Source organism: Nocardia sp. NPDC005998, assembly GCF_040614395.1.
Lineage (GTDB): Bacteria > Actinomycetota > Actinomycetes > Mycobacteriales > Mycobacteriaceae > Nocardia.
Genome location: NZ_JBEXUI010000075.1, coordinates 1 through 17,675, shown reverse-complemented (window position 1 = coordinate 17,675; position 17,675 = coordinate 1). Strand labels below are relative to the sequence as shown.

1 protein-coding gene is annotated in these 17,675 nt (G+C 67.7%); it reads right to left on the bottom strand.

Annotation, left to right across the window (positions count from 1 at the left end):
- On the bottom strand, window positions 1–17,675 hold a 17,675-nt coding region (locus tag ABZ293_RS41310; RefSeq protein ID WP_355189791.1), incomplete at both ends, for a non-ribosomal peptide synthase/polyketide synthase.

The window sequence follows — 17,675 nt, the reverse complement described above, 5'->3', positions numbered from 1 at the left end:
GCCTGGGCATTCCAGACGGGCAGGCCGATCGGCACCGCGCCGACCAGCCCCTGCGCCACCGGTCCGTGGGTCGCGTGCACCGCGAATTCGGTTGGGCCGTAGAGGTTGTACAGCTCGGCGGAGCTGACCCGGCGAATGGCCGCGACCGCATCACCGGTGAACGCCTCACCGGCAATGAGCAGAGCGCGCAGCGACTCCAGCGCCGCACCACCGGCAGCATCCACATTGCCCGCGAACACAGTCAGCATCGACGGCACGAACGAGGTCATCGTGACCCGCTCAGCGGCAATAACTTCCGCCAGATACTGCGGATCACGATGCCCATCCGGACTCGCAACCACAATCCGGCCACCAGTGGACAACGGGCCGAACAACTCCCACACCGACACATCGAACGTCGCCGGAGTCTTGAACAACACCACATCATCAGCACCGATGCCGTACTCACCAGTGATCCAACGGATCTGGTTCACCACAGCCGCATGCGGGACCGCAACACCCTTCGGGCGACCGGTCGAACCCGACGTGAAGATCACATACGCGGTGTTCTGCGCCCGCAGCGGTTCGATCCGCTCCGCATCGGTGACCGGCTCGTCGGAGTATCCGGACAGATCCAGTTCATCGATGACCAGTGCGGGCAGACCGGTGCCGTCGAAATCGTCGCGCGAGGTCGTCAGCACACACACCGGCGCGGCCGAATCGAGCACATAGCCGATCCGCTCGGCAGGCTGATCGAGATCCAGCGGCACATACCCACCACCGGCCTCGTGCACCGCGTACGCCGCGACCACGAGGTCGACCGAACGCCGCAGACCGAGCGCCACCAGCGTTTCCGGACCAACACCGGCTTCGATGAGTCGACGCGCCAACCGGTGCACGCGCGCACCGAATTCGGCATACGTCAGCGAGGTTCCGGAGGCCGGATCCACGATCGCGACCGCATCCGGCGTGGCCGCCGCCTGCCCGGCGAACTCGTCCACCAGCGTGCCGACCGCACCCAGCGCACGCTCGGTGTCGTTCCAACCACGCAGCGCCAGTTCGGTTTCCCGCTCGTCGAGCAGGCCGATATCGCCGATGGCCCGATCCGGTTCGACCGCAACGGCCCGCAGCAGCCGGTTGAACCGGTGCCCGAATTCGGCCATGGTGTCGGCGTCGAACAGATCGGTGGCGTAGATCAATTCGGCGGCGATACCCGAGGGCGCGACCGTGGTGGCACCGGCACCGTTGGCAGTGCTGGTCGGGGTCGCGGTCTGCTCCGAAAGCACCAGCTGCAGATCGAACTTGGCCACATCGATGGGCAGTTCGACGCCGCTCACGGTGAGTCCGGGCAGTTCCAGGCTGTTCTGGCCAGTGTTCTGGAACGACAGCATCACCTGGAACAGCGGATGCCGCGCCTGCGAACGGGCCGGGTTCAGAATCTCCACCAGGCGTTCGAACGGCAGGTCCGCATGCCCGAATGCGCTGATATCGATGCCGCGCACGGTGCGCAGCAACTCGGTGAAGGTGGCCTCGCCCTCGATCGGGGTCCGCAGCACCAGGGTGTTGACGAACATGCCGATGAGGTCGTCGAGCGCGCGTTCACCACGGCCCGCGACCGGGGTGCCGATCGCGATATCTTCCGCACCGGACATACGAGCCAACAGAACCGCCAGCGCGGTGTGCGCGACCATGAACAGCGTCGCACCCCTGCTGCGGGCGAGTTCGGTGAGCTTGCCATGGGTTTCGGCATCGATCTCGAAGACATGCGTCGCACCGCGACCCGATGCCACCGCCGGACGCGGCCGGTCGGCGGGCAGGTCGAGCTGTTCGGGCAGCCCGCGCAGGGCCTTCGACCAGAACTCGATCTGCCCGGAGATCACCGACTCCGGATCGGTTTCGGCGCCGAGCACCTCGCGCTGCCACAGCGCGTAGTCCGCGTACTGCACCTCGAGCGGCCGCCATGCGGGTTCGCCGCCGTCGACGCGGGCGGCATAGGCGGTCATCACATCGCGGGTGAGCGGGCCCATCGAGAAGCCGTCGGCCGAAATGTGGTGCACCACAAGGGCCAGCACATGTTCGGTCGGGCTGATCTCGAACAGCCGGGCCCGGAACGGGACCTCGGCGGTGACATCGAAGCCGCTCAGCAACACCTCGGCAAGGCGCCGCGGCAGCTCGGCTTCGGTGACATCGACCGGCGTCAGATCCGGGATCACCTTGCCGGTGGAGACGGTCAACTGGTACGCGGTGCCGTCGACCTCCGGGTAGTAGGTGCGCAGCGATTCGTGGCGGGCCAGCACATCGGCGACCGCGATCTGCAGTGCCTGCCGGTCCAGTAGACCGGAAAGCCGCACCGCGGCCGGGATATTGTCCACGGCCGATTCCGGATCGAAGCGGTTGAGGAACCACATCCGCTGCTGCGCCAGCGACAGCGGCACCCGCTCGGGGCGCTGCTGTGGCACCAGGGCCGCCCGCGCACCGGCACCGGCCCGCGACTCCGCACGGGCCGCGAGTGCCGCCACCGAGGAGGCCTCGAAGAGTTCGCGGACACCGAGATCGGTATCCAGCGCGGCCGAGAGCCGGGCGGCGACCTGGGTGGCGCTGAGCGAGTTGCCGCCGAGCGCGAAGAAGTCATCGTCGAGACCGACGCGCTTCAGGCCGAGCACATCGGCGTAGGTGGCGGCGATGATCTCCTCGACCGGTGTGGTCGGCGCACGGAATACCGCGGCCTCGAATACCGGTGCGGGCAGTGCCTTGCGGTCCAGCTTGCCGGAGGCGTTGAGCGGGAATTCGTCGAGCACGATGACGACCGAGGGCACCATATAGGCGGGCAGCTGCCGCCCCAGATCCTCGCGCAAGGTCTCGATATCCAGCCGCAGGTTCGGCGTCGCGATGACGTAGGCCACGAGCTGATCGCCGGTGTGCTGATCACCGCGCACCACGACCACGGCCTGGGCGACCTCGTCCAGCGCGGTGAGCGCCTGCTCGATCTCGCCGAGTTCGATACGCAGACCGCGCAACTTCACCTGGAAGTCGGTACGGCCCAAGTACTCCAGCTCACCGTCGGCCGTCCAGGCCACCAGGTCGCCGGTGCGGTACATGCGCGCACCCGCGCCGCCGAACGGGTTGGCCACGAACCGGTCGCTGGTCAGATCCGGGCGTGCGACATAGCCGCGCGCCAGCTGCGTGCCCGCGAGGTACAGCTCACCCGCGACACCGACCGGCACCGGGCGCAGCCGCGAATCCAGCACGTACACCTGGGTATTGAAGACCGGCGCACCGATCGGCACGGTGTCGGAATCGGTCGCGACCACCTCGTGGAAGGTGACGTCGACCGCGGCCTCGGTCGGACCGTACAGGTTGTGCAGTGCCGCACCGGTCAACTCGCGCAGGCGATGCGCGGGTTTCGGCGGCAGCGCCTCACCGGAGGCGAAGACCAGCCGCAGCGACTCACACCGCCCGGCCGCCGCATCGGCCACGAAGACCGAGAGCAGGGACGGCACGAAGTGGGTGACGGTGACCCGCTCGGCGGTGATGATCTCGGCGAGGTAGGCCGGATCGCGATGTCCGTCCGGGCGCGCAACGACCAGGCGCGCACCGATCTGCAACGGCCAGAAGAACTCCCACACCGACACGTCGAACGTCGCGGGCGTCTTCTGCAGTACGGCATCGGCGCTGGTCAGCCCGTAGGCCGACTGCATCCACACCAGGCGGTTCACGATCGCCGCATGGCTGACCGCAACGCCCTTCGGACGACCGGTCGAACCCGAGGTGAAGATCACGTAGGCGGTATTCGACGGACGCAGCGGTGCCCACCGTTCCGCGTCGGTGACCGGCTCGTCCGACAGCCCGAACAGGTCGAGCAGGTCGATGCGCACCTGAGCGGTATCGATCTTCAGATCGTCACCGGAGGTCAGCACGCAGACCGGATCGGCGGTGGCGAGAATGTATTCCGTGCGGTCGGCCGGATGATCCGGATCCAGCGGCACATACGCGCCACCGGCCACGGTCACCGCATACATGCCGACCACCAGATCGATGGAGCGCCGCATGCCAAGGGCCACATACGATTCCGGGCCGACACCGCGTTCGATGAGCCAGCGCGCCAAACCGAAGACCCGGGAGCCGAATTCGGCGTAGGTCAGACTCGTCCCCTCGAACGTCAGCGCGGTCGCGTCCGGGGTCGCGGCCAGCTGGGCCTCGAACATCGAGACCAGCGTCGCCGCATCATCTACCTGGTGCGCGGTGTCGTTCCACGCCGACACCACCAGCTCGCGCTCGGCGGTATCGAGCAGTTCGATATCCCCGACGAGCACGCCGGGTTCGGTGGTGATCGCGGCCAGCACCCGGACCAGTCGATCGGCAATGCGGCGCACCGTCTGCTCGTCGAACAGGTCGCGCAGGTAGCCCGCGCGGATCCGCAGCTGCGTGTCCAGCCCTGCGATCAGGGTCAACGGGTAGTGGGTGGCGTCGGCGGCCTGCATATCGACGACCGCCATGCCATCGATATCGGCGGCTTGGGCCCGGATGCCCTCGGCATCGACCGGGTAGGACTCGAAGACCACCAGCGTGTCGAACAGACCGCCGATACCGGCGGCGGACTGGATATCGGCCAGGCCGACATAGTGGTGATCGAGCAGATCCGCCTGCTCGCCCTGGGTACGGGTCAGCAACTCGCCCGCCGATTCCGACGGATCGAAGCGCACCCGCACCGGAACGGTATTGATGAACAGGCCGACCATCGATTCGACACCGGTGAGCTGCGCCGGACGCCCGGACACCGTGGTACCGAACAGCACATCGTCACGGCTGGTCATCCGGCCGATCAGGATGCCCCAGGCGACCTGCAGCACGGTATTCGGCGTGACACCGAGGGATGCGGCCAGGTCGGTCAGTCGCGCGGTCGCCCGCTCGTCGAGTTCGAAGAAGTATTCGCCCGACAGCGAGGTGATCTCGCGGCCCGCGTCCGGACGCGACAGCAGCGTGGGTTCGCTGACACCGCGCAGCGCATCGGTCCACGCGGCCACCGAGGCCGCATGATCCTGCTGCCTGGTCCATTCCAGGAAGTGCCGGTAGGAGCGCACCGCGGGCAGCACATTGGCGTCGGCGTGGGCCGCGTAGAGCACCAGCAGATCGCGCATGAGCAGCGGCATGGACCAGCCGTCGAGCAGGATGTGGTGGTTGGAGACCACGAACTCCCAGCGGTCGGACGCCACCTGGATCAGGGTGAACCGGATCAGCGGCGGCGCGGCCAGATCGAAACGCTGAGTGCGGTCCGCCGCGATGAGGTCGGCGCCGTCACCGGACTCGATCCGGTCGTGCTCGGCCCAGGCGACGCGGACGCCGTCGAGCACCACTTGCACCGGGTTGCCATCGTTATCGGTGACGAATGCGGTGCGCAGACTCTCGTAGCGATCCACCAGAGCCTGTGCGGCCGAACGCAATCGGGTCGCGTCCACCCGCCCGGTGAGCGTCAGCACGGCCTGCGCGGTGTAGACGTCCACCGAGGTGGCGGCCAGACGCGCGTGGAAGAGCAGACCCGCCTGCAGCGCCGACAGCGGCCAGATATCGGCCAAGGTCGGGAAGCGCTGCTCCCAGTTGTCGATATCGCGCTGGGTCGAGCGCACCAGGGCGAAGTCGGAGGGCGTGTGCCCACCGGCACCGTTCGAATTGGCGTGCCGGGCAACCGCTTCCAGCGCGGTGACCCACAGCTCGCCGAATTCGCGGACCTGCGCGACGTCCAGCAGCGTGGTCGGGTAGCCGATATTCGCGGTCAGCTTGTCGCCGACCACGATGGCATTGATATCCAGCGGCGCCATCGCGGGCGTATCCGCGTCGTAGGCGCCGCCGAGCGCGCCGAGTTCCGCGGCCGGGATCCAGCCGAAGCCACGCAGCGCCTCGGGCACATCGCCCTCGGAGACGCGGCCCAGGTAGTTGAAGCTCACCTGGCCCGGCTGTGCGGCGGGCAGTTCGGTGGCGGTCACCGCATTCATATAGCGCAGCAGGCCGTAGCCGATGCCCTTGTCCGGCACCGCGAGCAGCTGTTCCTTGACCGCCTTGACGGCCTTGCCCAGGGCCGGGCCGCCGGTCAGCGCGGCATCGATATCGATACCGGACAGATCGAAGCGGACCGGGAAGATCGCGGTGAACCAGCCGACCGTGCGGGACAGATCCGCGCCGGGCACGATGTCCTCTTCGCGGCCATGGCCTTCCAGGCGCAGCAACAGCGCGTCGTCGGTGCGGTTGCCGGTGCGGCGCGCGCGCCACTTCGCGGTCGCCAGGGCGAGCGCGGTGAGCAGACCGTCGTTGACACCGCCGTGGAACAGCGCGGGCACCGTGGTCAACAGCGCCTTGGTGACCTCGGCGGACACCTCGACTTGCAGCTTGTCGATGACACCCGAGGTATCCACGGTCGGATCCATCGGCCGCTCGGTCAGCAGCGGATCCGCCGTCGCGACCACCGAACGCCAGTAGTCGAGTTCGGCCACCCGCCGGGCACTTTCGGCCTCGCGCTGCAATGCGTGCGCCCAGGCCCGCATCGAGGTGGCGGGCGCGACGAGCTGCGGATCCTGGCCCGCGGTGAGCTGGCCCCATGCGGTGACGAAGTCCGGCACCAGGATGCGCCAGGAAACACCGTCCACCACCAGGTGGTGCGCGGCCACGATGAGTCGGCCGCCGCGGCTGCCGTCCGACGGCTCCAGCCAGACGAACCGGATCACCACGCCAGCGGCCGGATCCAGCAGATCCAGCGCGGCATCCAGTGCGGCGGCGGCGATTTCGACCAGTCCGGCCGTGTCCACACCCGCATCGAATTCGGTGCGGTCGATCAGCGCGTCGACGTCGACCGTGCCGGGTGCGGCGGTGTCGACGATCCAGTCGTCACCGTCGCGGTACAGCCGCGCCCGCAGCATGTCGTGGCGATCGATCACCGCGCCAACGGTTCTCGCGATACCGGCCCGATCGATGCCGACCGGCAGCTCGAGTGCCATGGTCTGGTTGAACCGGCCGAACGAGCCTTTGCGCTCGGCCATGAAGCGGACCACCGGGGTCAGCGGCATGGCGCCGATGCCACCACCGGGCAGCTCGGCCAGCGCCTCGACACTGGATTCGGTGCTGTCGGCGGTCTCGGCGACCGCGGCGAGTCCGGCCACGGTGCGCTGTTCGAAGACGTGGCGCGGGGTGAAGACGACACCGCGCGCCTTGGCCCGCGAGACCAGCTGAATGGAGACGATGCTGTCGCCGCCGAGTGCGAAGAACGAATCGTCGACACCGACGCGATCCACGCCGAGCACCTCGGCGAAGACCTCGGCGATGGTGTGCTCGATCGGCGTGCGCGGCGCACGGAAGACGACCTCGGTCGCAAATACCGGCTCCGGCAGCGCCTTGCGGTCCAGCTTGCCGACCGGGGTCAGCGGGACGTGGTCGATCACCATCACCGACGACGGCACCATATAGGCGGGCAGGCGCTCTTCAACATGCGCGGTCAACGCGGCCACATCGATCGAATGCCTCTGCGCCGCAACCACATACGACACCAGCGAGGTCGCGCCCCCGGTGCTCTTGTGGCCGACGGTGACGGCGAAGTCGACGGTCTCGTGCGAAGCCAGCGCGGCGTCGATCTCACCGAGTTCGATGCGGAAGCCGCGCACCTTGACCTGGAAGTCGGAGCGGCCGACATATTCGACCGCACCGGCCTGCGTCCATCGCACCACGTCACCGGTGCGGTACATCCGCGCACCCGCAACGTATGGGTTCGCCACGAAGCGGTCTGCGGTCAGCCCGGCCCGCGCGTGGTAGCCGCGCGCCAGTTGGATACCCGAGATGTAGAGCTCACCCGCGACCCCCACCGGAACGGGCTGCAACCGGTTGTCGAGGATCAGCGACTGGATACCGCGGATCGGACCGCCGATCGGCATCGGATCACCCGCCGCCAGCGGATCGCTGATATTGACCACCATGGCGGTCTCGGTCGGGCCGTAAACATTGTGGAAGCGGCGAAGCGTGCCGTCCGCCAGTGGTGTCGCCCATTTCGCGATGAGCTCCGGCGGGTAGGCCTCGCCACCGACCGCCAGCACGCGCAATGCGTCGAGTCCGGTCGGATCGAGTGTCGCCAGCGCGGCGGGCGTGATGAAGACGTGTGAGACACGCTCGGCGCGCAGTAGTTCGGCCAACTCCTCGCCGCCATAGACACCGGTCGGCACCACCACGAGCGCACCGCCCGGCCCGAGGGCGAGCAGCAGCTCGAGGATCGAGGCGTCGAAGCTCGGCGAGGCGAAATGCAGTGCGCGGGATTCGGCATCGAGTCGGTAGTTCTCGATCTGCGCGGTGCTGAAGTTCGCCAGCACCGCATGCGAGACCACGACACCCTTGGGCACACCCGTGGAACCGGAGGTGTAGATGACGTATGCCGGGTTCTCCGGGCGAAGCGGCCGGACCCGGTCGGCGTCGGTGATCGGGCCAGCATCGAAGGCATCGAGATCGAGATCCTCGAGCACCAGCCAGCGCACCGAATCCGGCAGACCCGCACGTGCCGAGGCCACCGTAATACCCACCGGTGAGGCGGAATCGGTGACCATATGGGCGATGCGATCGGCCGGATAGGTCGGATCGACGGGCACGAAAGCCGCACCGGTCTTGGACACCGACAGGGCGACGAACACCGAATCCGCGGACCGCGGCACACCGACCGCGACCAGATCCTCGGTGCCGACGCCCTCGGCGATCAGCAAGCGGGCCAAGCGGTTCGAGCGCTCGTCCAGCTGCCCATAGGTCACCGTGTCGCCACGGAACACCAACGCGGGCGCCTGCGGATCGCGCGCAGCAGCTGCGGTCAACAGATCCGGCAGCGTGCGCGGGGCGACGGCGGGAGCGCCGGTGCGGGCGATGAGATCGGCCCGCTCCTGGGCATCGAGCACATCGATGGTGCCGACCGTGACGGTCGGGTCGGCGGCGATGGCCTCGAGTACGCGCCGCCACCGCTGGGTGATCAGCGCGGCGCTCGACTCGTCGAACAACTCGGTGGCGTAGGTGAGCGCCAGCGTCATTCCGGTCGAACCGGTGTCCGACAGCGTGAATTGCAGGTCGAACCGGGCGAAGTTCTCTTCGAGGTCCAGTGCGGACACCGAAAGACCGGGCAGTTCCAGCGCGGTGCGGTCCAGGTTCTGGAACGCGAGCATTACCTGGAACAGCGGATTGCGCGCCTGGGAGCGCTCCGGCGCGAGCAGTTCCACGAGGCGTTCGAATGGCACGTCCGCGTTGCCGAAGGCGTCCAGGTCGCCCGACCGCACCCGATCCAGCAGTTCGCTGAACGATTCGGACTGGTCGACACCGGTGCGCAGCACGAGGGTATTGACGAACATACCGACCAGATCGTCGAGCGCCTGCTCACCGCGTCCCGCGATCGGCGAGCCGACGGCGATATCGTCGGTGCCCGACAACCGGGCCAGCAGCACCGTGAGTGCACTGTGCATCACCATGAACAGCGACGCACCGCGTTGGCGCGCAATACCTTCCAACGCCGCGATCAGTTCGGCGGGCAGTTCGGTCTGCAGGGTCGCGCCGCGATGCGAGGCGATCGCGGGGCGCGGCCGGTCGGTGGGCAGCGGCAGTTCGTCGGGCACACCATCGAGCACGCGCTGCCAGTGCGCGACCTGACGCGCCATCAGCGATGCCGGATCGTCCTCGGAGCCGAGGACCTCCCGCTGCCAGATCGCGAAGTCCGCGTACTGCACCGACAGTGGCGCCCAACCGGGCGCGGCGTCCTGGGTGCGTGCGCTGTAGGCGAGCATGACGTCGCGGGTCAGCGGGCCCATGGAGAAGCCGTCGGCCGCGATGTGGTGCACCACCACCACGAGCACATGGTCGTCCGGACCCGCGGCGAACAGCCTGGTCCGCAGCGGAACCTGTTCGGAGACATCGAATCCGGTGGTCGCGAACTCGGTGACCACGGCGGTCAGCTCGGCCGGATCGACCGAAACCGGCTGCAGATCCAGCGCGATCGCGTCGGCGGGCACGATCACCTGTACCGGGGTGCCACCGTGCTCCGGGTAGCGGGTGCGCAGCGATTCGTGCCTGCGCACCACATCCGCCACCGCCAAGCGCAGCGCATCGGTATCCAATGCGCCGGTGAGCCGGATGGCGATCGGCAGGTTGTAGGCCGCCGATGTGGTGTCGTACTTGTTCAGGAACCACATGCGCTGCTGTGCGAACGACAGCGGCACCAGTTCGTCGGCCTTGCGCGGACGGGCGAGCAGCCGGGCCCGCGCCGCACCGTCGGCATGCGATTCCACCCGGGCCGCAAGCCCTTCCACGGTGGAGGCCTCGAACAGTGCGCGCACCGGCACCGTGGTGCCCAGGGCCGCGCCGATCCGGGATACCACCCTGGTCGCGATGAGCGAGTTGCCGCCGAGGTCGAAGAAGTCGTCGTCGACGCCGACCCGAGGCAGGTCGAGCACATCGGCGAAGACCGCGGCCACCGTCTCTTGCACCGGGGTGACCGGGGCGCGGAATGCCTTGGCCTGCACCGCGGGTGCGGGCAGCGCGCGGCGGTCCAGCTTGCCGTTGACGGTCAACGGGATCCACTCGAGCCGCACCAGCGCCGCGGGCACCATATACGACGGAAGTCGTTGCGCCGCACCGCTGCGCACCACATCGAGGTCAGGGGTCACCTCGGGCTCGGCGACCACATAGGCCACGATCCGCTGATCGCCCGGCTGATCCTCGCGCACGATGACCGCGGCCTGGGCGATACCGGGCTGGGCCAGGATCGCCGATTCGATCTCACCGAGTTCGATGCGGAAACCGCGCACCTTCACCTGATCGTCGGCGCGACCGAGGTATTCCAGTTCGCCGAAGCGGTTCCAGCGCGCGAGGTCGCCGGAGCGGTACAGGCGCGTGCCCGCCGCATCGGCGTCGGCGAGCGGGTTCGCCACGAAGCGGGTGGTGGTCAGATCGGGGCGGCCGAGGTAGCCGCGGGCCAATTGCGGTCCCGCGACATACATTTCGCCCGCAACGCCGACCGGTACCGGCCGCAGCCGGTTGTCGAGCACGTACACGCACAGACCCGCGATGGCACGGCCGACCACACTGCCCGAGGCGGCGGCGATGGTCGCGGCATCCAGCGCGCGGTAGGACACGTGCACCGTGGTCTCGGTGATGCCGTACATATTGACCAGCAGCGGAGCGGTCGGCGCGGAACCCGCGGAGCGCTTCTTGGCACCGTCACCATGTCGGGCGACCCAATCGGCGAGCCTGCGCAGTTCGAGGGCTTCACCGCCGAAGACCACATAGCGCAGCGCCAGCGGTTCGGCATCCGACGCGGCATTGCGATCCGCCTCGGCCAGTTGGTAGAACGCGGACGGTGTCTGGTTGAGCACCGTGACCTGTTCCACCCGCAGCAGTTCCAGGAACTGTTCGGGCGAGCGCGAGGTGTAGTAGTCGACGACCACCAGGGTGCCGCCGAACAGCAGCGGACCCCACAGCTCCCACACCGAGAAGTCGAAGGCGTAGGAGTGGAACAGCGTCCACACATCGTCGGGGCCGAAGCCGAAGTCGCGATCGGTATTGGCGAACAGCCGCAAGACATTCCGGTGCGCGACCGCAACACCCTTCGGGCGTCCGGTCGAACCGGAGGTGTAGATCACGTACGCCACATTGTCCGGGCCCAGCGCCGCGAGGCGGTCGGCGTCGGTGATCGGGGCGTCGTCGGCGTCCTCGATATTGCCGGTCTCCACCGCGAATCCATCGAGGACCACGGTCGGCAGTTCGGCGGGCACGCTCACCTGGACCGTGGAATCGAGGATCACGCTGGTCGGACGCGAATCCTCGAGCACATAGGCGATGCGGTCGGCCGGGTAGGTCGGATCCACCGGCACATAGCCCGCACCGGTCTTCACCACCGCGAGCAGCGCGACCACCAGGTCGAGTGAGCGCGGCAGGATCACCGCGACCAGCGACTCCGGACCGGCGCCGTCGGCGATCAGCCTGCGCGCCAGCACATTCGCGCGCCGGTCCAGTTCGGCGTAGGTCAGCGATTCGATGCCGAACTTGGCCGCGGTATTGTCCGGATGCGCGGCCACCGCCTGCTCGAACAGATCCACCAGCGTGGTACCGGCAGCACTGAATCGCTGCGCGCCACTGTCCAATCCGGACGACACCCAGCGCTGCGAAACATTGAGCCGCTCGGCCTCACCGAGCAGATCGATATCGCCGATGACGATCTCGGGATCCTCGACCACGCTGCGCAGAATGCGCACAAGACGATCGGCGAAGGAGGCCACCGTCTCCGGATCGAACAGTTCGGTGGCGTAGTTCCACGACATGCCGAGCGCACCGTCGGCGGCCTCGCCAACGGTCAGCTGCACATCGAATTTGGCGGTGCCCGGATCGAATTCGACCACGGACAGCTCGACACCCGGCAGCGCGACGGTGCCCATATCGGCGGCCGATGCGGCCTCGAAGGTCAGCGCCACCTGGAACAGCGGGTGATGTGCCTGCGAACGGGCCGGGCTGTGTCTACCCACCCCGGCGGCTCCGCCGCCTTGCCGTCCCCAGAGGACATCCACCAGCCGCTCGAACGGCACATCGGCATTGGCGAAAGCCGCGAGATCGGTGCGTCGCACCTGGGCGAGCAGATCGCTGAACTTGACGCTCGGATCGACCTCGTTGCGCAGCACCAGCGTATTGACGAACATACCGACCAGGTCGTCGAGCGCGCGTTCACCGCGTCCGGCGATCGGGGTGCCGATGGCGATATCGGTGCTGTTGGACAGCCGTGCCGCCCAGGTCGCCAGCGCGGCATGGACCACCATGAACAGTGTGACCCCGCGGGCGCGGGCGAGTTCGGCCAGTGCGGCGTGCAATTCAGCGTCGACCGAGAAACCGTGGGTGCCACCGGCATTGGAAGCGACCTCGGGCCGCGCGCGGTCCGCGGGCAGCTCGATCTGATCGGGCAGATCGGCCAGCTGCTCGGTCCAGTACGCGAGCTGCAGTGCCGCGACGGATTGCGGATCGTCCTCGCTGCCGAGCACCGCGCGCTGCCACAGCGCGTAGTCGGCGTACTGGACATCCAGCGGCGCCCACGCGGGCACCTCGCCGCGGCTGCGCTCGGTGTAGGCCAGCACCATATCGCGCAGCAGCGGGCGCAGCGAGAAGCCGTCACCGCTGATGTGGTGCATGACCAGCACCGCGATGTGGTTGTGCGCATCGATGCTGAGCAGGTTGGCCCGGAACGGCACCGCACCGGTCACATCGAAGTGCACACTGGCCAACTCGACGATGCGCGCGGGCACCGCGGCGGGGGCGATCGTCTCGGCCGCCAGCTCGAAGTGCACCTCGTCGGTGTGCAGAATGTGCTGGTAGCCGGTGCCTTCCAGCTCCGGGTAGATGGTGCGCAGCGCCTCGTGGCGGGCCAGCACATCGCCGATGGCGGCGTTCAACGCGGCGATATCGACATCGCCGGTGAGCCGGATGGCGACCGGAATGTTGTTGACCGCGGTCTGGTTGTCGAAGCGGTTGAGGAACCACATCCGCTGCTGGGCCAGCGACAGCGGCACCAGCTCCGGGCGCGGCTGTGCGGTAAGCGCGGCCCGACCGCCCGCTCCGGCGGCCGATTCCACCAGCGCGGCCAGTGCCGCGACATTCGAGGCCTCGAACAGCGCGCGCACGGGGATCTGGGTGTCCAGTGCCGCGCCGAGCCGCGCCGCCACCTGGGTGGCGATCAGCGAATTGCCGCCGAGTTCGAAGAAGTCGTCATCCAGGCCGACACCGTGGCCGACCCCCTGCAAACCGAGCACCTCGGCGAAGGTGCCCGCGACGATCTCCTCCACCGGAGTGGTGGGAGCGCGGAATACCTTGGCCGCGAAGGTCGGTGTGGGCAGTGCCTTGCGATCCAGCTTGCCGGAGGCGTTGAGCGGGAACGCGTCGAGCACCATATAGGCCGCGGGCACCATGTAGGCGGGCAGCTGCTCGCCGAGGGTGTTCTTCACGGTGTCGACAACGATGGCGCGGTCCGGGTTCGCGACCAGATAGGCGACGAGCTGATCGCCGGTCCGCTCATCGGAATGCACAAGTACGACCGCCTGTGCGACCGCGTCCTGTGCGGTGAGCGCCGATTCGATCTCGCCGAGTTCGATGCGCAGACCACGCAACTTCACCTGGAAATCGGTGCGGCCCAGGTACTCCAGCTCGCCGCGCGCGGTCCACATGACGAGGTCGCCGGTGCGGTACATACGCTCAGCGGTGCCGAACGGATTCGCGATGAACCGCTCGGTGGTCAGATCGGGGCGACCGACATAGCCGTGCGCCAGCTGCGCGCCCGCCAAATACAGCTCACCCGGAACACCGGCCGGTACCGGACGCAACCGCGAATCCAACACATACACCTGGGTGTTGAACACCGGAGCACCGATCGGCACCGAACTCACATCGGCATCGGTCACCTCATGGAAGGTGACATCCACCGCGGCCTCGGTCGGACCGTACAGGTTGTGCAACCGCGCACCGGTCAACTGACGCAGACGCTGCGCCGCCACCGCAGGCAACGCCTCACCCGAGGCGAAAACATTCCGCAGACTCGTGCATTCAGCCGCACGATCCTCAGCAACGAACACCGAAAGCATCGACGGCACGAAGTGCACCGTGGTGACCTGCTCCTCAACGATCAAACGCGCCATATAGGCCGGATCGCGGTGGCCGTCGGGCTTGGCGACAACCAGACGCGCACCCACCTGCAAGGGCCAGAAGAACTCCCACACCGACACGTCGAAGGTCGCCGGAGTCTTCTGCAGCACCACATCATCAGCCGAGAGACCGTAGGCGGCGTGCATCCACACCAAACGGTTCACGATCGCGGCATGCGAAACGGCCACACCCTTCGGGCGGCCCGTCGAACCCGAAGTAAAAATCACATACGCGGTATTGCCCGGCCGCAACGGCCGATGCCGATCCGCATCCGTCAACGGCTCATCCGAGAACTCGGCGAGATCGAGCTCATCGATGCGAACCTGCCGCGACACCGTCGTCTCCAGATCAGTGCCAGAAGTCAGCACACACACCGGACGCGCAGTCTCCAAGATGTAATCGATGCGCTCACCCGGATGATCCGGATCCAACGGCACATAGGCACCACCGGCGGCATTGATCGCATACATGCCGATCACCAGATCGATGGACCGCCGCATACCAAGGGCGACATACGATTCCGGGCCGACACCGTTCTGCTTCAGCCAGCGCGCCAACCGGTGCACCCGGGCGCCGAACTCGGCATAGGACAGACTGGTCCCCTCGTAGCTGACCGCGTACTCGTCCGGGGTCCGCACCAGCTGCGCCTCGAACAGCGAAACCAGTGTCGCCGCCGCATCGCCCACCGGTGAGGTGAGCGCCGCGTCCACCGGGAATTCGGTGTCGTTCCATTGGTCGAGCACCAGGGCGCGCTCGGTGTCGTCGAGCAGGTCGATATCGCCCACCACGACCGCCGGTGCGGCGGTGATACCGTGCAGCACCCGGACGAAGCGCTCGGCGAAGGATTCGGCGAACGGCTCGTCGAAAAGGTCGGTGGCATAGACGAGTTCGGCATCCATCTCGGATTCCGCGCCCTCGCTCAGCGTGAGCTGCAGGTCGACCTTGGCGGTCGGCTGGTCGATGCCCAGTTCGGAGACGGCGAGGCCCGGCAATTCGAGCGAGGTGCGGCCGAGGTTCTGGAACGACAGCATCACCTGGAACAGCGGATGCCGCGCCTGCGAGCGGGCCGGGTTGAGCACCTCGACCAGCCGCTCGAACGGCACATCGGCGTGCGCGAAGGCCTGCAGATCGCGCTCGCGCACCTGCCCGAGCAGGTCGGCGAACGATTCGGACGGATCAACCTGAGTACGCAAAACCAGGGTGTTGACGAACATGCCGACCAGGTCGTCGAGCACCTGCTCACCGCGACCGGCCACCGGGATGCCGATGGCGATGTCATCGGAACCGCTCAGCCGCGCGAGCAGCGTCGCGAAGGCGCTGTGCACCACCATGAACAGCGTGGTGCTGTGCTCGTGCGCGACGCGGTTCAGCGCGTCGACGAGGGTGTCGGGCAGCCGGAATCGGTGTGTCCGTGCCTGATACGAGGCAACTACCGGCCGCGGCTTCGGCGAAAGACGCAGTTCCTCGGGCAGTCCGGCCAGGGTTTCCCGCCAGTAGCCGAGCTGTTCGGAGATCAGCGAGGTCGGATCGTCCTCGGCGCCGAGGGTTTCGCGCTGCCAGAGTGCGTAATCCACGTACTGCACCGGCAGGGGCGCCCAGACCGGCGCGGATTCGGAGCTGCGCGCGATATAGGCCGACATGAGGTCGCGCACCAGCGGACGCATCGAGAAGCCGTCCGCCGCAATGTGATGCACGACGACCGCGAGCACGTGATCCTGGGTGTTGTCGCGCCACTTCTTGCTGCTCAGCGGCGCGCGCTCGACCTGGTAGAGCCGAATCCGCACCGGGGATTCGGTGGTCACGTCGAAGCCGCGGCCGATGAATTCGTAAAGGGCGCTGCCCATTTCGCTTTCGGCGGCCGGGATGATCTCCAGTTCCGGCAGTGCCCGCGCGGCCGGGAGCACCTGCTGGTAGGCCACCCCCTCGTGGGACGGGTAGATCGTGCGCAGCGATTCGTGCCGGGTGATCACATCGGCGATGGCACCACGCAGCGCGGACAGATCCAGATGTCCGTGCAGCCGCACCGCCACCGGGATATTGTCGGCGGCCGAATCGGCATCGAAGCGGTTGAGGAACCACATCCGCTGCTGCGCCAGCGACAGCGGCGGGTACTCCGGACGCGGACGCGCGGTCAGCGCCTGACGGCCACCGGCCCCGGCATTGGCCTCTATGCGCGCGGCGAGCGCGGCCACGGTCGGCGCCTCGAACAGCAGCCGCACCGGAACCTGGGTATCCAGGGCCGCGCCGAGGCGCGCCACCACCTGGGTGGCGACCAGCGAGTTGCCGCCGAGATCGAAGAAGTTGTCGTCGATGCCGATACGGTCATAGCTCAACACGTCGCTGAATACGCCGACAACGATCTCTTCGATCGGGGTCGACGGCGCGCGGAATTCCTTGGCCTCGAAGACGGGTTCGGGCAGTGCGCGCCGGTCCAGCTTGCCGTTGGGGTTCAACGGCATGGCATCGAGCACCACAATGGCGGACGGGACCATATACGAGGGCAGCTGCTCGCTCAGGTGCGCGCGCAGCTCATCGAGATCGACCGTGCCGCCGTTCGCGGGCACCACATAGCCGACCAGCTGATCACCGGTACGGGCATCCGCACGCACCAGCGCCACGGCCTGTGCGACCGCATCGTGCGCGGTGAGGGCGGTTTCGATCTCACCGAGCTCGATGCGCAGACCGCGCAACTTGACCTGGAAGTCGGTGCGGCCCAAGTAAACGATGGCCCCGTTGGCATTGCGGGTGACCAGGTCACCGGTGCGGTACATCCGAGCACCGGACGTGCCGAACGGGTTGGCCACGAAGCGATCCGCGGTCAGATCGGTACGTCCGAAGTAACCGCGCGCCAACTGCGCACCCGCGAGATAGAGCTCACCCGCGACACCCGGCGCGACCGGATGCAGACGGGCATCGAGCACATATGCCTGGGCATTCCAGACGGGCAGGCCGATCGGCACCGCGCCGACCAGCCCCTGCGCCACCGGTCCGTGGGTCGCGTGCACCGCGAATTCGGTTGG